25 protein-coding genes are annotated in these 26,270 nt (G+C 46.3%); 13 read left to right on the forward strand and 12 right to left on the reverse strand.

The window, feature by feature from the left end; translation table 11 throughout:
• Window positions 1-64 precede the first annotated feature (64 nt).
• From ACVC9U_RS13550 to ACVC9U_RS13560, 3 genes are all read left to right on the forward strand, one after another.
• On the forward strand, window positions 65-1,495 hold the full coding sequence (locus ACVC9U_RS13550) for an IS1182 family transposase (protein ID WP_016886315.1): 1,431 nt from the start codon (window positions 65-67) through the stop codon (window positions 1,493-1,495).
• Between the two features lie 296 nt (window positions 1,496-1,791).
• Window positions 1,792-3,078: a cation:dicarboxylate symporter family transporter gene (locus ACVC9U_RS13555; protein WP_075754826.1), complete on the forward strand. Its 1,287-nt coding sequence runs from the start codon at window positions 1,792-1,794 to the stop codon at window positions 3,076-3,078.
• A 155-nt stretch (window positions 3,079-3,233) separates the two neighbouring features.
• Window positions 3,234-3,431, forward strand: coding sequence for a hypothetical protein (locus ACVC9U_RS13560; RefSeq protein ID WP_003180298.1), 198 nt, complete (start codon window positions 3,234-3,236; stop codon window positions 3,429-3,431).
• A 78-nt stretch (window positions 3,432-3,509) separates the two neighbouring features.
• On the opposite strand, the gene ACVC9U_RS13565 is transcribed toward ACVC9U_RS13560, so the two are convergent.
• Entirely contained in the window at window positions 3,510-4,538 is a 1,029-nt protein-coding gene (locus ACVC9U_RS13565) for a M42 family metallopeptidase (protein WP_441391163.1), read from the reverse strand.
• Window positions 4,539-4,644: 106 nt separating this feature from the next.
• Here ACVC9U_RS13565 and ACVC9U_RS13570 point away from each other — a divergent pair, with 106 nt between their 5' ends.
• On the forward strand, window positions 4,645-5,640 hold the full coding sequence (locus ACVC9U_RS13570) for a ketoacyl-ACP synthase III (protein ID WP_011197721.1): 996 nt from the start codon (window positions 4,645-4,647) through the stop codon (window positions 5,638-5,640).
• 55 nt (window positions 5,641-5,695) lie between these two features.
• Here the strand turns inward: ACVC9U_RS13570 and ACVC9U_RS13575 are convergent, their stop codons facing one another.
• The 6 genes from ACVC9U_RS13575 to ACVC9U_RS13600 all read right to left on the reverse strand — a co-directional run bounded on the left by ACVC9U_RS13575 (window position 5,696) and on the right by ACVC9U_RS13600 (window position 14,466).
• Entirely contained in the window at window positions 5,696-7,858 is a 2,163-nt protein-coding gene (locus ACVC9U_RS13575; RefSeq protein WP_441391164.1) for a YhgE/Pip family protein, read from the reverse strand.
• 73 nt (window positions 7,859-7,931) lie between these two features.
• Complete coding sequence (locus ACVC9U_RS13580) at window positions 7,932-8,504, reverse strand: TetR/AcrR family transcriptional regulator (protein ID WP_009328938.1); 573 nt, start codon at window positions 8,502-8,504, stop codon at window positions 7,932-7,934.
• 196 nt (window positions 8,505-8,700) lie between these two features.
• On the reverse strand, window positions 8,701-10,113 hold the full coding sequence (gene hemY / locus ACVC9U_RS13585) for a protoporphyrinogen oxidase (protein ID WP_441391165.1): 1,413 nt from the start codon (window positions 10,111-10,113) through the stop codon (window positions 8,701-8,703).
• Window positions 10,114-10,128: 15 nt separating this feature from the next.
• Window positions 10,129-11,067, reverse strand: a complete 939-nt coding sequence (gene hemH / locus ACVC9U_RS13590) for a ferrochelatase (protein WP_009328940.1) — start codon at window positions 11,065-11,067, stop codon at window positions 10,129-10,131.
• Window positions 11,068-11,140: 73 nt separating this feature from the next.
• Window positions 11,141-12,202, reverse strand: coding sequence for a uroporphyrinogen decarboxylase (gene hemE, locus ACVC9U_RS13595; RefSeq protein ID WP_011197719.1), 1,062 nt, complete (start codon window positions 12,200-12,202; stop codon window positions 11,141-11,143).
• A gap of 125 nt (window positions 12,203-12,327) precedes the next feature.
• A complete protein-coding gene (locus ACVC9U_RS13600) occupies window positions 12,328-14,466 on the reverse strand; it encodes a transglycosylase domain-containing protein (RefSeq protein WP_011197718.1) in 2,139 nt (712 codons plus the stop codon).
• A gap of 132 nt (window positions 14,467-14,598) precedes the next feature.
• On the opposite strand from ACVC9U_RS13600, the gene ACVC9U_RS13605 reads away from it, so the two are divergent.
• From ACVC9U_RS13605 to ACVC9U_RS13615, 3 genes are all read left to right on the forward strand, one after another.
• Window positions 14,599-15,102, forward strand: a complete 504-nt coding sequence (locus ACVC9U_RS13605) for an antibiotic biosynthesis monooxygenase family protein (RefSeq protein WP_441391166.1) — start codon at window positions 14,599-14,601, stop codon at window positions 15,100-15,102.
• A gap of 108 nt (window positions 15,103-15,210) precedes the next feature.
• Window positions 15,211-16,584 carry a hypothetical protein gene (locus ACVC9U_RS13610; protein WP_011197716.1) on the forward strand — a complete coding sequence of 458 codons (1,374 nt, stop codon included), beginning with the start codon at window positions 15,211-15,213 and terminating at the stop codon, window positions 16,582-16,584.
• Between the two features lie 141 nt (window positions 16,585-16,725).
• Window positions 16,726-17,898: a M20 family metallopeptidase gene (locus ACVC9U_RS13615; protein ID WP_162840067.1), complete on the forward strand. Its 1,173-nt coding sequence runs from the start codon at window positions 16,726-16,728 to the stop codon at window positions 17,896-17,898.
• A gap of 20 nt (window positions 17,899-17,918) precedes the next feature.
• On the opposite strand, the gene ACVC9U_RS13620 is transcribed toward ACVC9U_RS13615, so the two are convergent.
• From ACVC9U_RS13620 to ACVC9U_RS13630, 3 genes are read right to left on the reverse strand one after another with little or no spacing between them, the layout of a single operon-like run.
• Complete coding sequence (locus ACVC9U_RS13620; protein ID WP_441391167.1) at window positions 17,919-18,629, reverse strand: EcsC family protein; 711 nt, start codon at window positions 18,627-18,629, stop codon at window positions 17,919-17,921.
• Window positions 18,630-18,681: 52 nt separating this feature from the next.
• Window positions 18,682-19,905 carry an ABC transporter permease gene (locus tag ACVC9U_RS13625; protein WP_011197713.1) on the reverse strand — a complete coding sequence of 408 codons (1,224 nt, stop codon included), beginning with the start codon at window positions 19,903-19,905 and terminating at the stop codon, window positions 18,682-18,684.
• Window positions 19,898-20,638: an ABC transporter ATP-binding protein gene (locus ACVC9U_RS13630; RefSeq protein ID WP_009328947.1), complete on the reverse strand. Its 741-nt coding sequence runs from the start codon at window positions 20,636-20,638 to the stop codon at window positions 19,898-19,900. Before ACVC9U_RS13630 ends, ACVC9U_RS13625 begins: the two co-directional genes overlap by 8 nt.
• 531 nt (window positions 20,639-21,169) lie before the next feature.
• Between ACVC9U_RS13630 and ACVC9U_RS13635 the strand changes: the two genes are divergently transcribed.
• The 3 genes from ACVC9U_RS13635 (at window position 21,170) to ACVC9U_RS13645 (ending at window position 23,531) form a co-directional block, all read left to right on the forward strand.
• Window positions 21,170-21,589, forward strand: coding sequence for an HIT family protein (locus ACVC9U_RS13635; RefSeq protein WP_009328949.1), 420 nt, complete (start codon window positions 21,170-21,172; stop codon window positions 21,587-21,589).
• Window positions 21,590-21,787: 198 nt separating this feature from the next.
• Complete coding sequence (gene serC, locus ACVC9U_RS13640; RefSeq protein WP_003180262.1) at window positions 21,788-22,861, forward strand: 3-phosphoserine/phosphohydroxythreonine transaminase; 1,074 nt, start codon at window positions 21,788-21,790, stop codon at window positions 22,859-22,861.
• Between the two features lie 142 nt (window positions 22,862-23,003).
• The gene (locus tag ACVC9U_RS13645) at window positions 23,004-23,531 is read left to right on the forward strand and encodes a tryptophan transporter (RefSeq protein WP_003180260.1); all 528 of its coding nucleotides are present in this window, start codon (window positions 23,004-23,006) and stop codon (window positions 23,529-23,531) included.
• A 90-nt stretch (window positions 23,532-23,621) separates the two neighbouring features.
• Here ACVC9U_RS13645 and yhzF read toward each other — a convergent pair whose 3' ends face one another.
• Complete coding sequence (gene yhzF / locus ACVC9U_RS13650) at window positions 23,622-23,813, reverse strand: membrane protein YhzF (RefSeq protein WP_003180258.1); 192 nt, start codon at window positions 23,811-23,813, stop codon at window positions 23,622-23,624.
• Between the two features lie 161 nt (window positions 23,814-23,974).
• Between yhzF and ACVC9U_RS13655 the strand changes: the two genes are divergently transcribed.
• Together ACVC9U_RS13655 and ACVC9U_RS13660 are read left to right on the forward strand one after the other, a co-directional pair.
• Window positions 23,975-24,331 (forward strand): YtxH domain-containing protein, encoded by a 357-nt coding sequence (locus tag ACVC9U_RS13655; RefSeq protein WP_003180256.1) that lies wholly within the window; start codon window positions 23,975-23,977, stop codon window positions 24,329-24,331.
• A gap of 193 nt (window positions 24,332-24,524) precedes the next feature.
• Window positions 24,525-25,145 carry an HTH-type transcriptional regulator Hpr gene (locus tag ACVC9U_RS13660; protein ID WP_003180254.1) on the forward strand — a complete coding sequence of 207 codons (621 nt, stop codon included), beginning with the start codon at window positions 24,525-24,527 and terminating at the stop codon, window positions 25,143-25,145.
• Here the strand turns inward: ACVC9U_RS13660 and ACVC9U_RS13665 are convergent.
• Window positions 25,142-25,489 carry a YhaI family protein gene (locus tag ACVC9U_RS13665; protein ID WP_003180252.1) on the reverse strand — a complete coding sequence of 116 codons (348 nt, stop codon included), beginning with the start codon at window positions 25,487-25,489 and terminating at the stop codon, window positions 25,142-25,144. The two genes, ACVC9U_RS13660 and ACVC9U_RS13665, sit on opposite strands and share 4 nt — an antisense overlap.
• 213 nt (window positions 25,490-25,702) lie before the next feature.
• Here ACVC9U_RS13665 and ACVC9U_RS13670 point away from each other — a divergent pair, with 213 nt between their 5' ends.
• Entirely contained in the window at window positions 25,703-26,218 is a 516-nt protein-coding gene (locus tag ACVC9U_RS13670; RefSeq protein ID WP_003180250.1) for a DUF3267 domain-containing protein, read from the forward strand.
• Window positions 26,219-26,270 lie beyond the last annotated feature (52 nt).

Here is a 26,270-nt window from a genome sequence, read left to right on the forward strand (position 1 = left end):
TGGCTTGATCGACAAGCTTTTTTTGTTAAAATGTGTGTGGAATCTAATTTTTGGAGGTTTTACCATGTTGACCAAACACTCTAAAGATCAGCGTGAACAGCTTGAAGTCGTTGCCTTAAGTGAGCTTGTACCTGAAGACCATTTGGTCAGGAAGATGGAAGAAGCCATTGATTTTTCATTTATTTATCAAAAAGTTGCCCCTCTTTATTCTTCAAAAGGGCGTCCAAGTATTGATCCTGTTGTACTGATTAAAATGGTGCTCATTCAATACGTGTTTGGTCATCGCTCCATGCGCGAAACCATTAAGCGAATCGAAACTGATGTAGCCTATCGCTGGTTTATTGGATATGGATTCTCTGAAAAAATCCCTCACTTTTCAACCTTCAGTAAAAACTATGAACGTCGCTTTCATGACACAGACCTATTTGAAACAATCTTCTATAGGATTTTACGTCAGGCCATGGATCTCGGCCTCGTCGATCCTTCGGTTGCCTTCATCGACAGCACACATGTCAAAGCGAATGCCAATAAGAAAAAGTTTGTGAAAAAGATCGTAAGAAAAGAAACAAGAGCTTATCAGGAACAGTTAGATCAAGAAATTAATGCCGATCGCGAAGCCAACGGCAAAAAGCCCTTAAAGCCCAGGCAATGCTCAGAAGAACGAGAAATAAAAGAAAGTACAACAGATCCTGAGAGCGGCTATTTTGTAAAGGGTGAACGGGAACGCCTTTTTGCTTATGGTTTTCATACAGCTTGTGACCGGAACGGATTTGTGCTGGGGACGGTTGTTGAGCCTGCCAATATTCATGACAGCCAAGTGTTCACGACCCTGTTTCAACAAGTGAAAGAGCGCGTCGCCAAGCCTCATACGGTCGCAGTTGATGCCGGATACAAAACACCGGTTATCGCAAAATTTCTTCATGAAGAAAACGTTCGCCCTGTTATGCCTTACACGCGTCCGCAAACCAAAAAAGGATTCATGAGAAAACACGAGTATGTTTACGATGAATTTTATGATGTCTATATCTGCCCGCAAGACCATATTCTCTCCTATCGCACAACCAATCGGCAAGGTTATCGAGAGTATGCTTCAGATCCAAATCGATGTAAACAATGTCCATTACTACATACGTGTACAGAAAGTAGAGATCATCGAAAGATGATTCACAGACATATCTGGCAGGATCATTTAGACGAAGCTGATCATCTTCGGCATACGGAAGAGAATAAACAAATCTATGCCAAACGTAAAGAGACGATCGAACGAGTTTTTGCCGATTTAAAACATAAGCATGGCTTGCGCTGGACAACCTTACGGGGAAAGAAAAAATTGTCCATGCAGGCGATGCTTGTTTTCGCTGCCATGAATCTGAAAAAGCTGGCGAATTGGACCTGGAAAGGTCCTAACCGCCAGCCTTCTGATCGAAATAATAGAATAAAATGGACAAAAACAGGTCGGATTTTTAAAATCCGACCTGTTTTGTCAACGGTCTGAAACGCCCCGGGTGATTCCCCGGGGCGTTTTTTTGTCATAAAGTTAGTTATAAAGAGAGAGATTCTTGTCAAAATTCATTATTTTAATAACTTTTTACTATTTCACTTAGGGAAATATACACCGATGAACGTCCCGATTTGAATTTAAGCTGGGATAATCATCTCATATTTGAATTTTCAATATATTCAGACGTTATTTTTTTAATGGACGAGTTGCATTTTCTTTCGCTATACTTAATTTACGATCTCAAGTTTAATATTCTAGTATAAAATTAAGCATGCGTTGGGAGGGCATCTATGAAAAGACTTAAATTCGGATTAGCCACACAAATTTTCCTGGGGCTGATTTTAGGTGTTGCAGCAGGAGCGATTTGGTTCGGAAACCCTGCAGTCGCAACGTATCTGCAGCCCGTCGGTGATTTGTTCTTAAGATTAATCAAAATGATTGTGATTCCTATTGTCGTTTCAAGCTTGATTGTCGGGGTTGCAGGGGCCGGCAGCGGCAAAAAGGTCGGCAGGCTCGGTTTTCGGACGATTCTGTACTTTGAAATCATTACGACTTTTGCGATCGTGCTCGGACTTCTCCTTGGAAACATCGTTCAACCTGGACACGGCGTAAACTTTTCTGGTGCTGAAAAACAGGATATCAGCCAATATGTAGAAACAGAAAAAGAGGCAAGCACCAAATCTGTCGCAGACACGTTCCTGCACATTGTGCCGACAAACTTTTTCCAATCGCTCGCTGAAGGCGATCTGCTTGCGATCATTTGCTTCACTGTTCTGTTCGCACTCGGAGTGTCAGCCATAGGCGAAAAAGGCAAGCCTGTGCTCTCCTTTTTTGAGGCAACGTCTCAAGCCATGTTCCACGTCGTGAACATCGTCATGAAATTCGCGCCGTTCGGCGTTTTTGCTTTAATTGGTGTAACGGTTTCAAAATTTGGTTTTTCTTCGCTTTTATCATTAGGAAAGCTCGTTTTGCTTGTCTATCTTGCTCTTGCTTTCTTCCTGATTGTCATTTTTGGGATCGTCGGCAAGCTGTGCGGTATCAATATATTTAAATTTTTGGCCTATATGAAAGATGAGCTTCTTCTTGCATACAGTACATCAAGCTCTGAAACTGTGCTTCCGCGCGTCATGGAAAAAATGGAGAAAATCGGATGTCCGAAAGGCATTGTGTCGTTTGTCATTCCGATCGGCTACACATTTAACCTTGACGGCTCTGTCCTGTATCAGGCGATCGCGGCGCTGTTTCTGGCGCAGGTCTACGGCATCGATCTGTCCATTGGACAGCAGCTCACGCTCATCCTTGTTCTGATGGTCACTTCTAAAGGAATGGCTGCCGTTCCCGGCACATCATTCGTCGTTCTTCTTGCGACCCTGGGCACGATCGGCGTTCCTGCTGAAGGGCTGGCCTTCATTGCCGGAGTCGATCGGATTATGGACATGGCGAGAACGGTCGTCAACCTGACCGGAAACGCTCTTGCCGCTGTGGTCATGTCAAAATGGGAAGGTGAATATGACGCCGTTAAAGGACAGGCCGTCTTAAATCAAAGGGAGCCGGCAGATATAGAAGTATCCGGCTGACAGCCCGCAAAAAAACGTATGTTTCCCGCTTTTGGAGAAACATACGTTTTTTCAAAAATATGCAAATTACTCAAGAAACCTGTCCAAACAACTTCCTTTCCTTTACATACGATGTACTGTAGTTAAATTAGAAAAGAAAACTGGAGGGAAGTTTAATGTATTTTTACCATGACCATTGCAAGAAAGATTATGACTTTGACTACCACAAGAAAGACCACGACTGCAAGAAATACTACTACTACTATTATTACTACTATTATCCATGCTATAAGAAGTACGATTATGACTATGACTACAAGAAGTTTGACCACTTTGATCACTGCAAAAAGAAAAAACACTATGATTACTGGTAAGTAAACGCCATCCTTTACGGATGGATGACTTCCACTCTTTTTTTACTCCCAAGGGACCGGGGTCCTTTGGGAGCTTTTTTATGCCATGTCAGACTGAACATAGTGATACAGCAGCTTTGCCGTCTGCTCCAAGGACGATTGATGCGTCCTTTCAAACGCGTGGGATGCGTCAATTCCCGGGCCGATCAGCCCGTGGACGATATCATGGCCCGCTTTGACGGCTGCTGAAGCATCTGATCCGTAGTACGGGTAAATATCAAGCTTATAACCGATTCCGTGTGTTTCACAAAGGGCTGTCAGACGCTTTCGAAGCCCGTAGTGATAAGGCCCGCTGGCATCCTTCACACAAATGGATACCGTATATTCGTCGGTTGACTGTCCATCGCCGATCGCTCCCATATCAACAGCCAAATATTCCACCGTTTCAGGCGGGATGTTGGAGTTGCCGCCATAACCGATTTCTTCATTGTTGGAAATTAAAAAGTGCGTCGTATAAGGCAGTGTCATCCCTTCTGTGTTGATGGTTCTGATCAGCTCGATGAGGAGGGCGACGCTTGCTTTATCGTCGAGATGACGCGATTTGATAAACCCGCTCGGCGTGATTTCAACGCGCGGATCGAAGGAGATAAAATCGCCGACATTGATGCCGAGCGCCCGGGCACTATTGACCGGTTCGTCAATGCGGACCTCCATATTTTTCTGGTTCCGCTCGGCTTTTCCGGCGTCTTTGTATACATGCACTGATGTCTGATGCATTAAGATGGTGCCGGTGTAAGTTTTCCCAGATGCTGTTTCAATGTTGCAATACTCGCCTTCAATCGAGTTGTAATTGAAGCCCCCGATTAAATCAATTTTCAGCCTTCCGTTCGGTTTAATCTCTTTCACCATAGCTCCGAGGGTATCGACATGAGCGGTCAGCATCCTGTGCCGGGATTTGTCAGATCCCGGTATCGTCGCGATCAGGCCGCCTTTACGGTTATGCCTTGTTTCAACTCCTTCTTTCTCTAAAAGGCGGTTGATATAGTCTATAATGTCATACGTATTTCCGGTAGGGCTCGGGATGGAGACGAGCTCCTTGATGAGCTCCATCGTTTTCTGTCCTGACATGGTTCATTCCTCCCAACTTGTAATGGTTATAGTATACCTCATATCAACATTTTAGTACCAGATACTAATACTAGGTGATATAACAAGAAAAAGGAGAGTGAATTTCATGAAAACTTTATCAAAAGCGCGAATTTCCGCCATCGGCACCTATGTTCCCGAAAAGCGCATGACAAACAAAGAGTTTGAAAAGATCGTTGATACTTCTGATGAATGGATCATTCAGCGGACAGGAATGAAAGAAAGGCGAATCGCCGGGAGTCACGAATTCACATCAGATCTTTGCATAAAGGCGGTTGAAGATCTAAAAAACAGATACAGCGGCACGCTTGACGATATTGACATGATCATCGTCTCTACCACAACGGCGGATTACGCTTTTCCAAGCACGGCATGCCAGGTTCAGGAACACTTCGGATGGAACGAAGTGGGCGCGGTCGATGTAAATGCGACCTGCGCAGGATTAGCGTACGGATTGCATATGGCCAACGGCCTCATCACTTCCGGACTGCATAGAAAAATTCTTGTGATCAGCGGGGAAACCTTATCAAAAACAACCGACTATACAGACCGCACGTCTTGCATTTTGTTCGGAGACGGCGCAGGCGCCCTGCTTGTCGAACGGGACGACAAAGACCCAAGCTTTATTACTTTTGCCCAGGACACGAAAGGTGACGGAGCCCGCCATTTATACAGAACCGGCTTGCGAAGCGACCTTAAAGGAGAGCCGCTTTCAGGTGAAGGGAAAATGGTTCAAAACGGCCGCGAAGTGTATAAGTGGGCGGTCAGGTCCGTTCCTGAAGGCGTCAAAAAACTGCTTGCCCAAGCTGAAATGGAGCTGAAAGATATCGATTGGTTCGTCCCGCACAGCGCGAATCTGCGAATGATCGAATCGATTTGCGAAAAAACCGAAATTCCAGCCGAAAAAGCGCTGACAAGCGTCGAATGGTTTGGCAACACCTCATCCGCATCAATCGTTCTCGCCCTTGATGAAGCCGTCAAAAACGGAAAGCTGAAAAAAGGCGACACCTTGATTCTGTTCGGTTTTGGCGGGGGTCTTACATATACGGGCCTGATTGTAAAATGGGGCGCGCCAGCTTCCTAATATCAAAAAAAACATCTTTTCTTGCCCTTGCCGGGCTTGAAAAGATGTTTTTCTTTTATGCATGCTGCTCTTCAATTTTTCCTTTTTTCAGCAGCACTTTAAAATAAATCAGCGTCAGAGCCATCATGACGATCGCAACACCGCCGAGCACGGCAGCCTGTTCCCACATATACGCGTAGTCTCCGCTTGAAATCACCGCTCTGTATCCGGCAATGCTGTAGGTCATCGGCAGTGCAGAATGGATGACCTGGAAGAACTTAGGGACAAGTGCAAGAGGAAATGTTCCTCCGCTTCCTCCAAGCTGAAGCACGAGCAGAATGACGGCAATGAATCGTCCCGGATTTCCCATTGTCGCAGCCAAAAACTGAATGATCGCAAGACATGTAATGCTCATGATTATACTGAACAGATAGAATCTCCAGACGCTTTGCACTTCAAGCCCGATGCCCCAGAGAATGATCGTGCAGGCGATCGCCGCTTGAAGAATTCCCACTGCAAAAAGCACGCTGAATTTGCTCATAAACCAGCCAAAGGCTGATTCGGGCCGGACAGCCGGCTCTTTCACATCGAAGACAACGGTAATCATCAATGCGCCGACGAATAAGCCGAGCGACAAGATATACGGGGTTAATCCTGTTCCGTAGTTGGAAACCGGATCGATTTTATCGCCTTTCACATCAACGGGGTCTGAGAACATATTGTAGTTTTCGTCTCCCGCTTGAATATCGCCGGTTTGATCGGCAGCGTCAGACAGCTTATCAAACAGCTCCCCGCTTCCGTCAGACAGCTTGCCAAGACCTTCATCAAGGGATTTAGCCCCTTCTGCAAGTTTGGAAGAACCGTCTTTCAGTTTATCGGCCGCGCTTTGCAGATCGCCGAACTTTCCGACTAACGTCTGGCTGCCTTCGGCGATTTTGGATGATCCGCTTTTCGCTTCTGCGAATTTTTCGTTGTAAGCACCCAAACCGTTTGTCAGCGCATCAAGCCCTTGCTGAATCTTCTGCGATCCTTTATAAAGTTTATTCACATCCGAAGGGACTCGCTTCAATTCCTCAAGCTTCTGTTTCAGCCCGGATAAATCGGGAAGTTCGCTGACATCGGGAATTTGCGCTTTCAACTTGTCAAACTCAGGGAGTTTCACCGTTCCCATTTTTTCATCGACTTGTTTCATAAGCGCGGCTTTCTGTTCTTGTTTCAGCATGTTGCTGGATTCAATAATTTGTTTGACTTCGCTGTGCTGGTTTTTCAATGCCGCTTCAAGCTCATCAATATTTTTCGAAATCTGGCTGATTTCTTTTTTCGCTTTTTCGGCATTTGAAAGCGCCGTTTCGAGCTGCTGAATTTTTTCATTTGAAATCGCTTCTTCGAGTTTGCTTATCTTCTGCGCTTTTTCATTCATCTGCTCCAATCCCGCCACAATCTGAGGCATGCCTTGTTGGAGCTGTTGAGCACCGCTGTGCAGCTGGCCGCTTTTTTCCAAAAATTGTGCAAGCCCGGAATCAAGCTCATGAATTTTGTCGTTCAGCGTATTGAATGCCGCGCCGAACTTCTCCATTCCGTCTTTGTTGAACTGAATTTGGCTTTTCGCGAGCTTTTCAAGGTTCTTTTTCAGCTTTTCGCTTCCTTCTTTCGCATCTTTCAGTCCTTTATCCAGCTTTCCGGCTCCTTCGCTTGCTTCACCGAGACCTTTTGCAATTTTGCCGAAATTGTCAAAGATGACTTCAGCATATTGCTCCGTGATTTCAGAGCCGACTGAATGCTGAAGCTGTTCAATCGCTTTATCGCTGATCTGGGCGCCGACATAGTTTCGTCCGGCGTTTGTATGATAAATCAGATTCAGCTTTTTCGGATGTTTATCCATAACCGTGCTGGCATCCTTCGAAAAGTTTTCAGGGATTTCTACAACCATGTAGTATTCCTCATTTTGCAAGCCTCTCATTGCTTTTTCCTTCGTCGTAAAATGCCAGTCGAATTTATCGTTTTCTTTCAGTTCTTTGACAAGGTCGTCGCCGATATGAAGGTCTTTTCCTTCATATGTCGTCCCCTTGTCGGAATTCACAACCGCCACAGGGAGCTGATCGACGTTTCCGTATGGGTCCCAGTAAGCCGCCAAAAATATGCTGCTGTAAATCAGCGGTATAAAGAGAACCCCGATCACGGATATCAGTAGTTTTTTATTGGTTATCAGTTCTCTCCACTGGTTTTTGAAAACATTCATGTTGATACGCCTCCTAGTTAGTAGCCGCTCTCCTTACGCGACTAAGCACCCCTTTAAACAAAGAAAGGATAATCTAACGAGATAATCCTTTTAAAATATACATTTTCAGCATCTCTGCCAACTCTTCATCTTTCAGCGGTTCATGGTTTTTTTCCCAGTCAAAGATGAGCGCGATGTAAAGCTTGAAGATGACAAACGCGTTCAGCTCTGGGTCACACGGTCTAATATCGTCATTTTTAATTGCTTCTTTAATTTTTCTCTTAATATAGCCGATGACCATGCGTTCCAGCTTTTCAATCACCTCGCGGGCCGCCGGTGTGCCGAGCTCCGCGCCTTCCTGAAAGATCTTAATGGTCAGCTGGTGCCTCTTTCTGTACTCCAATATCGCCATCATCGCGCGATGGGCATTTTCGTGAAAAGGCAGATCAGGGTCAATCGCTTGATCAGCCGTTTGCTTCATTTCAATCAGAAGCGAAGAAAAAATGTCATCGAACAGTTCCTCTTTATTCTTGAAAAAGGTATAGATCGTACCCTTGCCGACATTGGCAAGCTTCGCCACCAGATCCATCGTCGTCGCTTTGTAGCCGAATTGTGTAAACGATTTTGTCGCCGCTTCTAAAATCAGTGCTTTTCGATCTTTGCTCACGGTTTCTCACCCCGGAATTGACTATTTGAACATTTTGGTCAGTAAGTACAAAAAGTAATGTAACACATATAAATGTAAAATGCAAAGATTAAATGTTATCTTTTCCATAAACAAACTTTAAAATGATGAAAGCTGTAAAAAGAGTGAAAATAAAAAAAGCCGCCGAATGGTTTCGGTCAGCTTTTTTTGCTCTTCTTTATTCGAAAAGGTGCGAGAGTACATCGGCGACGGCCTGCTTGCCTTGGTCGATGCAATCAGGGATGCCGACCCCTTCAAATGAGGCCCCCGTAATGAAAATACCCGGATAGGACGCTTCCAAGCCTTCCCTGATTTCTTTAATTCTTTTCTTATGGCCGACATGGTATTGCGGCATCGCTTCATGCCATCTTGTGATGCAGGTCATTTCCGGTTCGCCGTCGATCTTCATAATCCGTTTTAAATCGTCGAGGACGATTTTCACCATTTCGTTATCAGACTGTTCGACAACGGACTCATCGCCGGCTTTCCCTACATAAGCCCTTAGCAGGACTTTTCCTTCAGGCGTTGTGCTCGGCCATTTTTTGTTTGTCCAGGTACACGCCGTAATGGAAAAATCGCTGTTTCTTGAAATGACAAAGCCCGTGCCTTGATGCTCCATTTGGACGGCTTCTTCCGGAAATCCGAGCGCCACATTGGCGACAGATGTTGACAACATATCCTCTAAACCCTTCAGCCAATCCTCTTTTTGAAACATCGCGGCAGCTGCTTTATGAGGAGCGGTGACCACGGCCGAATCGGCGTGAAGCACCTTGCCGTTGTCAAGCTTCATGCTGTAAGCCGAGCCCGCACGCTCAATGCTGACGACCTTTGTGCCTTTATAAACCTTTGTGATGCCGAGCTGCTTTTCCAATTCTTCAACTATCGTCTGCAGGCCGGTTTTCACCGTCTGGAACTGGCCTTTCTTTTTGTTTGCAGGCTTTCCGGCGCTCTGGGCGCCGCGCGATTTTTTCATCCCGATGATCAAGCTTCTGTACTTCTGCTCTGTCTGATAGAACTGCGGGAAAGTCGACATCAGACTGAGACGGTCGATGTCCCCGGCATAAATGCCTGACAAAAGCGGTTCGATCAGGTTCTCCACCACTTCACCGCCGACGCGCCTTCTGAAAAATTCTCCGAGCGATTGGTCTTCCTGCGGCTTGCTTGCTGGAAGCACCAAATCCATTCCGGCTCTCAACTTCCCCGGCAAGGAAAACAAGCCGGTTGTCAGAAAAGGACCGATTTTTGTCGGCACCCCCATCACGGCTCCTTCCGGAATCGGATAGAGCGTTTCGCTGACAAGCACATAAGACTGGCCAGTCGCATTGTTCACAAGCAAATGCTCCAGTCCGAGATCCTTCACGAGCTGAGGTGCGCTTTGTTTCCGTTCCAAAAATGAATCCGGACCCCGTTCAATCACATAGCCGTCTTTGTGTACCGTCTGCATCTTTCCGCCCAGTCTCGGGCTTGCTTCAACAAGCGTGACTTCGGCCGGGAGATCATTCTTTTTGATTTCCTTCTCCAAGTAGAAGGCGGCGGCCAACCCGGTAATACCGCCGCCGATGATGACAATCTGCCTGCGTTCTCCACTCATTTACAATCGCCTTCTTTACTGTTCTTTCTCCAATTGTTTTAATACAACATCCGCTAAAGCATCGATAAACTCATGTTTAGCGTTAGGCATTTCAGGTCTGTAATAGCTTGCTCCGATATCGTCCGTGACGACTTTGCACTCATAGTCATTGTCATAAAGGACTTCCAAATGGTCGGCTACAAAGCCGACGGGAGCATAAACAAAAGCGCTGTACCCTTTTTGCTCTGACAAGTCGCGCGTCAAATCCTGAACATCCGGTCCCAGCCACGGATCAGGGGTGTTTCCTTCGCTTTGCCAGCCGACGGCGTAATCTTTTACTCCCGCCGCTTCGGCAATCAGCTTCGCTGATTCTTTAAGCTGTTCAGGATACGGATCACCCATTTCGACGATTTTTTCGGGAAGGCTGTGCGCCGATACAATCAAGACGGCGTTTTCCCTCTCTTCCGAAGGCATTTCGTCATAGATTTTTCTCACCTGATCCGCCCAATAAGCGATAAATTTCGGCTCATCATACCAGCTGTTGATCGATGTGATCGACAATTCGCCGAGCTTTTCAGCCTCGTCTTTCGCCCGCTTGTTGTACGACTGTACGCTAAAGGTGGAGAAATGGGGCGCGAGCACGATGCTGACGGCTTCTGTAATCCCGTCTTTATGCATCTCCCGAACGGCATCCTCAATGAAAGGTTCGATATGTTTGAGACCGATATATGCCTTGAACACCACATCATCCTGAAGCTCGTTTAAGCGTTTTTCCAGCTGCTTCGTCTGCTCCTGCGTGATCTTTGCAAGCGGAGAAATTCCTCCGATCGCCTTATAGCGGTCTTTTAAGTCCTGAAGCATGTCAGGCTCAGGCTTTCTGCCTCTTCTGATATGTGTATAATAACGTTCAATGTCTTCCTCTTTGTACGGCGTCCCATATGCCATGACAAGAAGCCCCATTTTCTTTTTACCCAACGTGAACACCTCTTTAAAGATCATGATCTATACGTATTTTGACAGTTTATATTGAAAAGACCAACTGAAATGCTCATGTGATCAGGCTCGATTTTTTTGAGGCGGAATACTCATGAACAAATGCCGTCAATTTTTTCAGTGTGTCGGGACTCACTTCTGGAAAGATCCCGTGTCCGAGGTTGAAAATAAACCGGTCCGTCTGCATGCCCTGATCGAGAATGGCTTTCGTCCTTTCTTCGATGACTTCCCACGGGGCAAGCAGGATCGAAGGATCCAAATTTCCCTGGAGCGTTTTTGTCAGCCCTTTATCCCTGGCTTCCTGTACGCTCATCCGCCAATCCAGCCCGACGACGTCGAGGTCAAGATCGTGCCATTCAGTCGCGAGGTGGCTTGCGCCGACCCCGAACATAATCAGCGGCACGTCTTCTTTTTTCAACTCTTTGAAAAGAACGTCCATCGTCGGTTTGATGTAGCGGCAGTAATCACCGGCGTTCAGCGCGCCGACCCAGGAATCGAACACCTGGATGGCTTTGGCGCCGGCGCGGATTTGAGCTTTAACGTATACAGCCGCCATCTTCCCGAGCTTTTTCATCAAAAGATCCCATGCAGCAGGCTGGCTGTACATAAACGCTTTTGTTTTATTGTAGTTTTTGGACGGGCCGCCTTCGATCATATAGCTGGCCAATGTAAAGGGCGCCCCTGTAAAACCGATCAGCGGAACGTTCAGCTGTTCTTCCGTCAACAGCCTGATCGTCTCCAGCACATATGGAATATGCTCTTGCGGATCGAGTTCGCCGAGTTTTTCAACATCTGCGAGAGATGTAATCGGCTGATCGATGACAGGGCCGATCCCGTTTTTAATTTCGACGTCAACGCCAATACCTGGAAGCGGTGTCATTATGTCTTTATAAAGTATCGCCGCATCGACATCGTACTGTTCGACGGGCAGCCTTGTCACATAAGCGCACAATTCGGGCTGATGCGTAATTTCAAACAGACCGTACTTTTCCTTGAGCGCTCTGTACTCAGGCTGTGATCTTCCGGCCTGCCTCATGTACCATACCGGTACATGGGCGGCCTTTTCTCCTCGGCATGCTTTTAAGAATGTGTCATTAAAAGCCTTGTCGTTTTTCATCATGATATCCACCTTTCAAGCTGCAACCATACGTTCGCAAAATTACTCCTTCCAATATACCGTTTTTTTATTGAACGGTATACTCATGAGACTTATTGTTCAAGAAATTGATGAATTTCGGGTATCTAATGACCCGAAGGAAACACTTTCGGTTCAACATAATCAGTCCCTTTTCCCTCTGTTTTCGTCTGCGGATTGTATGGAACAATTTTGTAGGAAGCATCGGAAAAGATGTTTGCATAAGGGATTGAAAAGCTTCCTTTTCCCTTAACCGTATCAATCAGCGTTTCTTTTCCGTTTTTCCTTTCATATATTCGGTATTCAACCCTTTTATCCTCTTGTTCATGCCATTTTAATGACACCGTAATCAGCCCCATCGGCGTAAAGGAATAGTCTGCTTTAACGCTTTCCAGGTCTTCGAGGCGTATCGGCCTGTCCAGATCTTTTACCCCTTCAGGCGCCTTAAACCGTTCAGGCTTATGGTTGGTGCGTTTTAAAATGTCTTTAAACAGCCTTGTCGGATAAGCGCTGCCGCCTTTTAAATAATGGGACTCATCCGTTTTATCGTATCCCATCCAGACAGCTCCCGTCACTTCGGGCGTATACCCCGCAAACCAGGCGTCTTTAGTTCCGCCCTCTTTTCCGGTATACGTGGTCGAACCCGTTTTTCCTGCAATCTCCCCGGAAAAATCACCGGCCTTTCCCGTTCCGCTTTTCACGACCTCCTCCAGCATCCGCGTCATGTTCCACGCTGTTTGTTTGCTGAAAACCTTTTCCGATTTTTCCTCGTGGCGGAACATGACATCCCCGTTTTCATCGGTGATTTTTTTAATAAAAAACGGCTCGGTGTATTGTCCTGAATTTGCGAATGTCCGGTATGCCCCGGCAAGCTCGAGCGGCGACACCCCTTTTTCCAGACCGCCTAGCCCCAATGCCAGCCCTTCATCCGGCACGTTCATGCCCATACGGCTGAGATAAGGCTTCACCGTTTCGATTCCGATCTCATTTAACGTCCATACAGCAGGCGCGTTTTTGCTGTATGTCAGCGCATCCACCATCGAGACCTTGCCCGCGTATTGGCCGTCATAGTTTTTAGGCGAGTAGCCGCCGTATGACAGCTGTTTATCCTCGAGCATCGAATACGGCTTGAACAGCTTTTCTTCAAGAGCGGGGCCGTATACGGCAAGCGGTTTAAACGTCGAACCCGGCTGGCGCTGGGCGGTGGCCCTGTTATAGCCTTTTGGAGCATATTCCCGTCCCCCGAGAGCGGCTACTACGCCGCCTGTCCTGTTATCGATAAAAACGGCGCTCCCTTCAGCTTTGTTGTCTGTGCCGGGAAAATAGCCGTCCTGCTTCATCAGCGTGTAGGCCGCTTTTTGAATCGAAACATCGAGCGGAACACTGATCGTGTATCCGCCTTGGAGAAGCTGTTCGCTCGATATCGAATATTTGTCTTCCGCTTCTTTCATGACAAGATCAATATAGCTGTCAAGCCACGGATTTTTTGATTTTTCTTTCACATGGAGCCCCAATGTGCTGCCTTGGGCCCTGACGGTTTCCTTTGAGCTGATATATCCCTGCTCGTTCATCATGCCGAGAATGACATTGCGCCGCTCCCGGCTTTTTTCCGGATTGAGAATGGGCGAATACGTTGAAGGCGCTTTAGGAATGGAAGCCAGCACCGCTCCCTCACTGACCGTCAAGTCTTTCACATCTTTGTTAAAAAAGTAGTTTGCCGCCGCCTGGATTCCATAGACGCCGTGCCCGAAATATAGCTGGTTCAAATACATTTCCAAAAGCTTGTCTTTGCTGTAATCCCGCTCCAAATTGATAGCGATAATGACTTCTTTCGTTTTTCTTAAAAACGTTTTGTCATTTGTCAAAAAAGTGTTTTTTGCGAGCTGCTGGGTGATCGTGCTTCCCCCTTCCACTTTTCCTCCTGCTAATATATCTTTATAGACCGCACGGCTAACCGATTTAAAATCGATGCCGTGGTGCTCATAAAAGCGCTTGTCTTCAACCGCGATAAAGGCATTTTTTACATTGTCCGGCACCTCGGCAATTGAAACAGGCCTTCTGTTTTCGGTATAGAGGCTTGCGACTTCTTCTCCATTATGGTCGACGATTTTAGAAGAAGCATGGAAAATCAGTTTCTTTTCATCAATCACATAATCCCCCAGGAACAAAATCGTAATATATCCGATTAACGATAAAAGGAATATCGCCGCTGTAATGATGATTGGAATGAAAAATCTCTTTCTCATATGGTCACCTCATTCCTTTCTATAGCTAGTATGGGAATTTTTTCTTCAAATTATGTTGCAGCATTTATAGCGGGTAATGGATAGAATTTTAAATCGTCCTTTTGTTATACTATCAAAAAAGGGGTGATAAAATTGAATTTTTACATTACATACGGAACTGTCGATTTTTTAAAAAAGCTCGCCAAACAGCACGGTCTTGAAAACATGTTATTTATGAAAAGCCACGATTCCGCCATTCTCTTTCACGAAACCGACGGAGAAAGCGTCTTTCATTCTCCTCACCGCTACGAAATCATCGATCAGTCGGGATCTTTGGAACATTCCGGATTCACCGTCCTCAACAACATCCCTGTCACACCGGAAGGAAGGCCGCTTTTCGAAGCCCGTTTTAAAAACAGAGCCGGAAAAATCGAAAATCAGCCCGGCTTTAAAGCCCTCAGGGTGCTGAGGCCGAAAGACAGCGATACGTATATCGTATTGACACTGTGGGACAGAGAACAGTCATTTCAAGACTGGAAAAACTCCAAGTCGTTCAGCGAAGCCCACCAAAAGAAGGAATCTTCCGCAGGAATCAACCAAGGCGGAACGATTTTTTCCCACCCATCCTATATTTCTTCGTATCATTCTGTCGAATAACTGCCTTTTAGGCAGTTTTTTTATTTCCGAGGAAATGAGCCCTTCCTTCACACTCTGACAGCCCAGGAATACGCTGTATGAGGTTATGTTTAAAGGGGGGATCGGAAAATGGAAATTGAATTAACGTCCGTTCACTTTTTATATTTGGGCTTTATTGCAGCTATTCTCGCATTTATGCTACTTCGTCTTGATACCACCTTTATATCGCTTGTCGGGATTTTTTTCATCTCATTAGCCGCGACCCATTCAGTCATGGCGTCTGTGATGGGCATGTTTAACAGCTTAATCTACGCCGCCGGGGAACTTCTTCCGACTATTTTCATCATCTGCTTTACCGTTTCGATGAGTGAGCTGCTGGTAAAGACCGGCGTCAATGAAGCAATGGTCACTCCGATCGCCAAATGGATGAAAGGCCCTGTCTTGGCCTACTGGATCACCGGAGCTTTAATGTTTATCATTTCTTCATTTTTTTGGCCCTCCCCGGCTGTCGCATTGGTCGGCGCCGTCCTCCTGCCCGCCGCGCTGAAAGCCGGCCTCTCCCCGATGGCGGTAGCGTGCGCCATGAATTTATTCGGCCACGGTTTCGCTTTATCAGGCGATTACATCATCCAGGCAGCGCCTAAATTGACCGGAGATGCAGCCGGGCTGCCCGTTGCGGAAGTGATGTCTGCAAGCGTTCCGCTCGTCTTGATCATGGGCTTTTCGACAACGGGGGCAGCCTTTTTGATGCTCCGGAAAGAGAAAGGCAATAGAGCAGCGGCCAGTAAGCAGCTGCAAAGCGAGCCTGAGTGGCTTCTTCCCCAGACCTCCAGAAAATGGCTCGCGCTGTTGATTCCGGTCATTTTTTTAGGAGATATCGCCGCGATGCTGATATTGGAACTGCAGGGGGACGAAGCGACGGCGCTTGTCGGAGGAACGGCAGTCTTCGTCATGATTCTCATTCATTTTATCGTCCACAAACACCGGCGTCTTGAGAAAATCACCGGCTATTTCATTAGCGGATTTCAGTTTGGCTTTAAAGTGTTTGCCCCCGTCATTCCAATCGCCGCCTTTTTTTACTTGGGCGATGCGGGTTTTGAAAAAGTACTGACAGCAGAGATTCCCGGTTTTTCTAATAGGATCGTGCAGGACCTCGGCTCGGCCTTTGCCCACAGCGTTCCGCTCTCTCCGGAAATCGCCGCTGTTGCGCTCACTGTCACAGGAGCGGTGACCGGTCTTGACGGATCCGGATTTTCGGGGATTTCTCTCGCAGGATCAGCCGCTTCGATGTTTGCTGCGGCGGTTGACAGCAATCCAGCCGTTCTGACTGCGCTCGGCCAAATCTCAGCCATTTGGGTCGGCGGCGGTACGCTTGTGCCATGGGCGCTCATTCCAGTTGCAGCGATTTGCAAAGTTGACCCGTTCGATCTTGCCAGAAAAAACTTTATTCCTGTAGCTGCCGGATTAACCGTCACAACGATTGCCGCCATTTTTCTTCTATAAATACGGGACAGCAAGGTTGAACAGCGGCTCCAATTGTCATAAAATTATAAAAACTTACCATTCCTAAAAGGAGGAATTTTTTTGAGCGCATCCGGATTTGTCCGACAAATCAATAACCAGCTTGATGCCCACTACGATGAAATGGTCAAATTGAGGCGCCATTTTCATCAGCACCCGGAGCTTTCTTTTCAAGAAAAGAAAACAGCCGCATTTATCGCCTCTTACTATGAAGCGCTCGGTATTCCTATCCGCACCAACGTAGGCGGAGGCGGAGTTCTCGCCTACATCGAAGGCGGATCTCCCGGCCCCGTCATTGCGCTTCGAGCCGATTTTGACGCGCTGCCCATTCATGATGAAAAAGACGCGCCTTACCGATCGACTGTGCCGGGAGTCATGCATGCCTGCGGACACGACGGGCACACGGCAACCCTGCTTGTCCTCGCTAAAGTTTTGAATGAGCACGCGGACCGTTTAAAAGGAAAGATCGTCTTCATTCATCAGCATGCCGAGGAGTATTCGCCGGGCGGAGCCAGGCCGATGATTGAAGACGGCTGCCTTGACGGGGTTGACGTGATTTTCGGGACCCATTTGTGGGCTACAGAGCCGACGGGAACAGTTCAATACCGGACAGGACCGATCATGGCCGCTGCAGACCGTTTTACGATTACGATTAAAGGCAAAGGGGGGCATGGCGCACAGCCTCATAAAACAAAAGACGCCGTGCTGATCGGATCGCAGATCGTCACTTCCCTCCAGCAGATTGTCAGCCGCAGGCTTGATCCGACTCAGCCGGCTGTCATTTCGACAGGTTCATTTGTTGCCGACAACTCCTTTAATGTAATCGCTGATAAAGCCGTTTTAATCGGAACGGCGCGTTCCTTCAATGAAGAAATCCGCACCTTGATTGAAAACGAAATTGAACAGGTTGCAAAAGGTATATGCGGCATGCATGGCGCTGACTGCGACTATTCCTTCGAAAGGGGCTATCCGCCTGTCTGCAACCACCCGGAAGAAACGTCTTTTCTCGCAAAAATCGCCAAACAGACGGAAGGCGTTGAAAAAGTTGAAGAAAGCGGCATGCAAATGGGCGGGGAAGATTTCGCTTACTACTTGCAGCACGTCAAAGGGACATTTTTCTTCACAGGCGCCCGTCCTGAAGATCCGGAGGCGGTGTTTCCCCATCACCATCCGAAGTTTGATATCGATGAAAAAGCGATGCTGATCGCAGCCAAAGTGCTGGCAAATGCCGCGGTCTCCTATCAGGAGAAAGAGCAGGCGGTCCGCGAAACGCCTGCAATGGAACAACCGAAATAGCATAAAAAACAGCCGGATCATCAATATCCGGCTGTCTCATGAATCAATCTCAGATGGAAAACGTGCCTCGCTGTTTCCCCAAGGTGCCCAAGCAGCTTATAGTTAGCCGTTCCGCCTATGACTGCGCCGAAGCCGGGCACAAGCTGAAGCAGCTTTACAAGATCGAGATAGTCCCGGTACTCCTGCTGAAAAGCCTGCCAATCGATTTCGCGCTTTTCGGTATCCCAATGTTCGATCATGCGGAAAATTTCTTTTCGGTGCGCTTCTCCGGAAAAGGCGAGCTGAAAAATATACAGAAGAAACATCCGTTCTTCTTTCTCCTTAATATCGTATCCGTAAATCGACGCCAATTCAAACAGGCATTTCATTTTAATGCCGAGCAAGAGCGGAAAGTCCGCCAGTCCGAGAAAAATCCCGCCCGCGCCTGTTCCGATCCCTTCAACAGCAGCCGCCTTTTGATATTGAGCGATTGTCTTCTGAGCCAGCTCATCTTTTTCCCTTAGCGAAAGCGTGCCTGTTTTCTTGTCAAAAGTCGTTAAATTTGAGCCGAGCAAAGTAGCCTCGACCATCTTTTTAATGCTTTCTGTTATCGCCTTGTGAACTTTGGCGGGAATGCGGGCGTTAATTTTCGACTGTACCCCTTTCGACATCCGCTCAGCCATCGACGGCTTTCTGAGAAACTTCATTTTCCAGCGGGTCGCTTCCTCCAAATATAGCTGGTTTTCATTCATGCGCCACTCACCTCTTCTTTCATCATACTTGCGGAAAAAGAAAAGGATTCATCTATCTCTTGGCACTTTTCTTCAATCTGCTGCTGAAATAAGGCTTCAAAATCACAAATATAAGCAGCGCGGATCCGGCCAGTCCGGCGAGCATCCCGGTCCACTGCATCATGGCTCCGGCAGCGGCAGACAAAACAAGCGCCTGGACGCTCAGAACGATGTGAAGCAGGCCGAAAAAGCTCTTCCGTTTTTCTTCTGCTTTGACGGGATAAAGCTCCTGCAGTGGCAGGTGTGAAAAATGATCAAACAGCGGCGTCAGCTGAATTCCTGTAATGAATACGGTGAAGACGATGAGCGCGGCCGATACCCACTCATATGCCGAAAAATAAGCGATGATGATGCCAAAAATCACGGTCAGCCTGACGACGATGCCGAAATAGTCGTTTGATCTGATAAATGCCCTTCCGTACATATATGTAAATGTCCGGCTCTGTTCATACGGAATAAACCGGAGCATCCAATCGAGATATGCTCTTCTTTTCGCCTGTTTTCTAAGGTGGGGAACGTCCGTGAATAAGTTCGCAATTCTGTAGAACCGCTGCTTTCTTCTGATTTCGTCTTCAATATGCAGTTCCCATTTAAACGATTTTTTCTTATCGATCACCTTAAAATACACATACAGTGCGGCCATGATCAGGTAGACAGCTGCGGCAAATGCGTATGAAGACTCTAAAGCGAAATAGATCCCGATCGTGTTGAGAAGCAGTCTGACAAACCGGTCGGTAACCCTCATGTTTTTTTCGCCGAAAAACGTCATCCGCCATTGCATAGCCGTGTTCCATCCTTTTAAGACGAGCAGTTGAATCAGCAAGACGAGGTACGCGGAAAACCCCTTGCCGCTTGCTTCAAAATACAGCGGCGCCAAAGCGAGGGCCGCGGCGGCCAGAGGAAACAGCTGCGTCAAAAAACTAAACCGGAAAGCCTGCTGAAAATACGGCCCCATCTTTGCTTCAAGCGGCAGCAAAAAGACAAGGTCAGCTTCTTTAATCAGCGTGCGGACGTACGAGCCTGTCAAAATGAGCGAAAAGATGACGGCCATCACCCAATAGGCTGGAAAACCTTCGGGCATCTCTTTCAGCCATTTGCTGTACCAGCTCGCAGCTCCAGCGAGGAAAAAAATCATGACGATGACAAGGTGGTCATTCAGCATGTATTTCAAATATGATCTTGTTTCTTTGACATACTCCTCAATTCTTGTCTTCCAAATCCCCAGAATGCTATTCATAGCTCTCTTCCTTCGTCAGTTCAAGATACAGGTCATCGAGGCTCGCTTCTTCCATCGAAAACTGTTCTCTGAGCTCTTCAAGCGTTCCTTTCGCCCGCACTTCGCCGTTATGGAGAATGATGAAGGAGTCGCAATATCGCTCTGCCGTTGCCAAAATATGCGTCGACATCAAAACGGCCGAGCCGTTTTTCTTCGCTTCATTCATCCGCTCGAGAAGGGCATTGATCGCCAGCGGATCAAGACCGAGAAACGGTTCGTCTATAATGTACAGGTCAGGTTCGACAAGGAAAGCGCACATGATCATAACCTTCTGCTTCATTCCTTTTGAAAAATGGGCCGGGAACCATTTCAGACGCTTCTCCATTCTGAATTCCTTCAAAAGCGGCGGCAGCCTTTTCTCGAACGTTTCCTTCGAAAGCCCGTACGCCATCGCAGTCAGCTCCAAATGCTCCTTCAATGTCAGCTCTTCATATAAAATCGGCGTTTCCGGAATAAACGTAAATTGGGAACGGTAGCTTTCCGGATCGTCCATGAACGTTTTGCCGTTCAATTCAACAGATCCTTTGTGCGGTTCCATTAAGCCGATGATATGCCGGATCGTCGTGCTTTTCCCCGCTCCGTTCAAACCGATCAGCCCGACGATCTGCTCCCGTTCAATCGCAAATGAAACATCGCGCAGCACCGGGTTTCTTGTATACCCTCCAGTTAACTCTTTAACAGTCAGTAGTGACATACGTTCGTTCCTTCCTTTCCTGCATTTTTCTTAATAGTACCAAAAACAAGAATGTATTTGAAACGTTTTCCCTCCCGCTTTTCGGCCGTAAAAATAAAACGAATAATCGAAAGCGCCTTAGGACATTCTAATTCTTGAAGAAGGGAAAGCTTATCAACTCTGGCGAATGAGGTGTTTGTCAAAGACAAAATCCGGCAAGAGTCCTGAGTATGAAACATGTCAAGCTTAGAAATTTCTTTCATCCACTGAATTGAGAAAGCACCTGCTTTATTTGACGTCTTCGTCATATAAAAAAGGTGTGACGATCAAATGAGGTGTTTGTCGCAGGAAATGTATAGGCGTTACAAGTCTTCATTTTGACGAAAAATGGGGTGCTTGCAAAAGGCAGTTAACGTTTCTTCATTAAAGCGTAACCTTCTTCAGGCAGGGTGAACGTTGGAGCCGTTCATCCTGTTTTTCGTGTTTCTGCGCAAATTGTGGTAATATGTTGCTTATACATAACCTTTCCCTAATGGAAAAAGGAGGAAAAGTATGAGCGACTGTATTTTCTGCAAAATCATAAACGGGGAAATCCCTTGTGCAAAGGTATTTGAAAATGAACATGTGCTGGCTTTTCTCGACATCAGCCAAGTCACAAAAGGACACACGCTTGTGATTCCAAAAGTTCATAAAACCAATATTTACGAAATGACACCTGAAGTTTCACGAGAGTTTTTTGAAGCGGTTCCGAAAATCGCGCAAGCCATCAAAGACGAATACGAGCCGATCGGCTTGAACCTTCTGAATAACAATGGCGAAAAAGCGGGACAGTCCGTCTTCCATTATCACATGCACATTATTCCCCGCTACGGCAAAGGAGACGGATTCGGAGCCGTCTGGAAAACCCATGCGGATGACTATTCACCGGAAGACTTGCAGAACATTGCAGCTTCCATCAACAAACACCTGTAATCGAGACGTTGTCCAAGGGCGTCGGCAGCTGCCGGCGCCCTTTTTTCGTTCAAAAAAACTCCACATTTATCAGATCGCCCGGCACGGCTAAATAGCCATTGCTCTATATTTCACACAATTCAAATTTTTTATGTATAACCGGAACCTTTTATGATAGGATTGTTTTATATTTTTATACACGAACAGGGAGCGATTGTGATGATACGTACAACGAACTTTAACGCAGGACCAGCAGCACTGCCTTTAGAAGTGCTTCAGAAGGCAAAAGACGAATTTCTTGATTTCAATGGTGCGGGGATGTCCGTGATGGAGCTGTCCCATCGCAGCAAAGAGTATGACGCCGTTCATCAAAAAGCGAAAGCTCTGTTAAAAGAACTGATGGACATACCTGATGATTATGAAGTCATGTTTCTGCAAGGCGGAGCAAGCCTTCAGTTTTCAATGATTCCGATGAACTTTCTCTCCAAAGACAAAACGGCCCACTTCATTATGACAGGCGCTTGGTCTGAAAAAGCGCTGGCCGAAGCAAAGCTCTTCGGAAACACATCGATCATCGCGTCCAGCAAAGAAGATACGTACAGCTATATTCCTGAAGTACCGGAGATTCCGGCAGACGGGGCCTACCTTCACCTGACTTCCAACAATACGATCTTTGGAACGCAGTGGCAAAAGTTCCCCGACGCTCCGATTCCGGTTGTCGCGGACATGTCCAGCGATATTTTAAGCAGAAAAATCGATGTTTCCCAATTTGACATCATCTATGCCGGCGCTCAGAAAAACCTCGGACCGTCAGGGGTGACCGTTGTCATCATGAAAAAAGACTGGCTCGGCAAGGAAAATGAGCAAGTTGCCAAAATTCTGAAGTACTCAACACATGCCAAAGCGGATTCGCTCTACAATACCCCTCCGACATTTGCGATTTATATGCTGTCTCTCGTGCTGGAGTGGCTCAAGGAAAAAGGAGGCCTCGATGCCATTGAGAAACGCAACCGCGAAAAGGCCGGAATTTTATACAATGCGATCGACGAAAGCGGCGGATTCTACCGCGGCCATGCGAGAGAAGACAGCCGCTCAAACATGAACGTCACCTTTACGCTCAAAAATGATGAGCTGACAGCATCATTCATCGCAAAGGCAAAGGAAGAAAAAATGTCAGGGCTTGGCGGACACCGTTCGGTCGGTGGCTGCCGCGCTTCGATTTACAATGCCGTATCAGTTGAAGACTGCGAAAAGCTGGCTGCCTTTATGAAGAAATTCCGCGAAGAAAACTGATGTTTATCCTGATGATGGAAGATGGCGAAAAAGGCTTCCCCATTCCTTCGAAAGTTTGATATACTACTAGAAAGCTTTCGCAATAAATGACGAGCATATTATTGGAAAGCGTAAAAAGAGCCTAGATGAGGAGAGAATAGACATGAAAACAAAAGAATTAGTGGCTATGGCCCTGTTTGTCGCCATTGGAGCGGCGCTGCACGCTGTGATTCCGCCTTTTTTCTACGGAATGAAGCCGGATATGATGCTGATCATGATGTTTATGGGAATCCTTTTGTTCCCTAGACTGCAAAATGTTCTCGTCATCGGAGCCGTGACAGGCGTCATTTCCGCGTTGACGACGGCTTTTCCCGGGGGACAGCTGCCCAACATCATCGACAAACCGCTAACAGCCTTGATGTTCTTCGGCGTATTTCTGCTTGTGAAAAAGCTGAACAGCAAAACGCTTGCTGCCGCCGGATTAACTGCTGCAGGAACCGTTCTTTCCGGAACGATTTTCCTCACGGCTGCACTGTTCATTGTCGGCCTGCCTGGAAATCAGGGATTCATCACCCTGTTCTCTGTTGTCGTTTTACCAGCTGCCGTGATCAACACGATCGCCATGGCGGTCATCTTTCCGATCGTGCAGTCGATCATGAAGCGTTCAAGGCTGATTGAACAAGTCAAATAAAACAAGAACCTCTTCTAGAAAAGGAATATCTTTTTTGGAAGAGGTTTTTTTCGTTTTGATGGTCAAAAAAAGGGGAATCCGCCCGATATTTTATATAAGAAGCTGAATAAAAAAAAGGAGCAGGAGCGCCAACCCTGCGCTTCCCGTGCAAAAAAGCGCTTTTTGTTTAAGAATGCGTTTCGGCGGATAAGATGCAGAATATCCGAGAAGCCTTAAATAATAAAAGGAGCCGGCGGTAAACACAGCGCTTATAATTGTCAAAACAATGATTATGACAGACAACCCTCTCCCTCCTTTTTAAAAAAGTATGCTAAAATAAAGCAAGCTATGCAGAAGTTTCTAAGAAGAGGAACGGTTTGCCCGGCTCGGACGCCAATATCTAATCATGAGAAGGCCGGCGCCTGCCAAGCCTGATCTTTAAAAATATAACCGGGGTGATTTACATGTCAAAAGGCCGATCTTTAGCAGCTGGACTGATTGTAGGCGGTGTTATCGGCGGTGTTGCAGCATTGCTGACCGCGCCGACTTCAGGAAAAAACTTGAGAGGACAGCTTAAAGCCAACTGCGGTAAATGGGAAGACACCGTCAAAAGGCTGAAAAACGACGGAATCGCATTAAAAGAGCAATTCGTCAAAACCGCCATAGAAGGCGCGGAAATCATTAAAGACGTCGGCAGCGAACTGCAAACGTCCATCCAGGAATGGCGCGAGGAAATCAAACCTCATCAGCAGGACTTAAAAAAGGAAATCGCTGAGATCGAAGAAAAGATAAAACAGCTGGAGAAAACCTTACAAAACTAATATACTCAGCGAAAAAAATAAACCTTAAAAAAGGGGTGTGAATGGAAAATTTTCACGCTCCTTTTTTAGGTAAAATCCTGATTTCACACCGTAAAACTGGATTTTTTAAAAAATTCGTAAATTTACATCTTTATTAATCTTTATTTTATTGGCATAATAGAAATTATAAGATAAAGAGAAGCAGGTGAAGTGAATGAATCGAGCGGAAGAGCCCTATACGGTGAAAGAAGCCCTTTTATTCAGTCAAAGAATGGCACAGCTTAGCAAGGCGCTTTGGAAGTCGATAGAAAAGGATTGGCAGCAGTGGATTAAACCTTATGATCTGAACATTAACGAGCACCATATTTTGTGGATCGCCTACCAGCTGAACGGAGCATCCATTTCAGAAATCGCCAAGTTCGGGGTCATGCACGTATCCACAGCGTTTAATTTTTCAAAAAAGCTTGAGGAAAGAGGTTACCTGGAGTTTTCCAAAAAATTGAATGACAAACGCAACACTTACATTCAGCTGACTCCGAAAGGTGAAGAAGTTTTCCTTAAAATCCTCGAGTCTTACGATCCGACCCGGAACGCCGTCTTAAAAGGCGCTCAGCCCCTTCATCAGCTGTACGGGAAGTTTCCAGAAATCGTCGAGATGATGTCGATCATCCGCCATATTTACGGCGATGATTTCATGGAAATTTTCGAAAAATCGTTTTCAAACATCGAAAATGAATTTACGAGCGAAGAGGGCAAAATGAAGAAAAAACAAGAAGCAAAAGAAGCCGGGGAATCGATAGAGGTGGACAAACCGCTTGAGCCTCTTAAAAACTAAGCCAGATCGTACTGCCTGATAATGCTGATGAATTCGCTCATCAGCGGTTTGTAAAGACCTTGTCTGTGAAGGGCGAAAATCGTTTCGTGCACTTCAAGTTTTTCATTTAACTGTCCGGCAAAAAGCGTGAGGAGATGATCGAACATCACAAATCCTTGCGCTTTTTGTGCTTCAAGCTCCTTTGAGAGCTCTTCGCACAGCTTTTCCGTTTCCTTTGCTTCTTCCTCTGATAAGCCCTTTTCGATCAATATTTTATAGTACGGATACTCTTCCATATCCGCATTGTTCAATAACAGTTTGATGTAATATTCCAGCCGCTCGAGGCGTTGCTCCATTGAGTTCATATTTGTCTCTTCTCTCCCTTTCTCTTATTTTAGCCGATATTCCCTTCTGATGAAAGTTCAACACTGGAGATTTCTGATCCTTTTACACCCTTCTAAATTCTTTGGAAAATGACGAAATTTTTTTCGAAAAAGGGATTGATTTTTCTCATCCAGAGGAGTAAATTATTCTGAGGATTTCATATAACAGTTTGTTGAAACGGAAGGATGTCATTTATGAGTTGCTGGAAAACCATCAATCTCGTTAAAGATTATGGAGGCATGCGCATCGTGCTCACTGCCGTCAGTTTAATGATTTTATTTTTTATTCCCGAATATTTAGCGATGCAGCTTATTCATCCGCAAACTGTTCAGAGAGGCGATCATGCCCTTTTGTTTGCAGGACTTTTGGTTGCAGCTATAATCGCCCATAAAATTCTTCATATCTTGCCGATGATCAGCAAGAAAAAGTTAGAAAAAAAGATTTATTGGTTGAAAATGAGAACATGGAGAGAAATTCCGAAAAACATGATGCTTGTCTCTCTTCTCTGCCCTTTTTTGGTCATCACGCCTGTTTTGTTTTACGCGGGGGCGGCGATGCCGAGCTTTGCTCACTATTTCTGCATCATCTCAAGCATTCATTTCGGCTATTGTCTGCCTGATTTTCTGTTTGCCTGGAAACTGATCAAAGCGCCTAAAAACTGCTTTGTCGATCAGGAAGCCGACGATTTTGATATTTTAATACAAAAATAATCCAGCTGCTAGGCAGTTGGAAATTCCTTTTTTTCAGTCTATTTTCTATCTT

It is taken from the genome of Bacillus sp. GM2, from assembly GCF_056155945.1.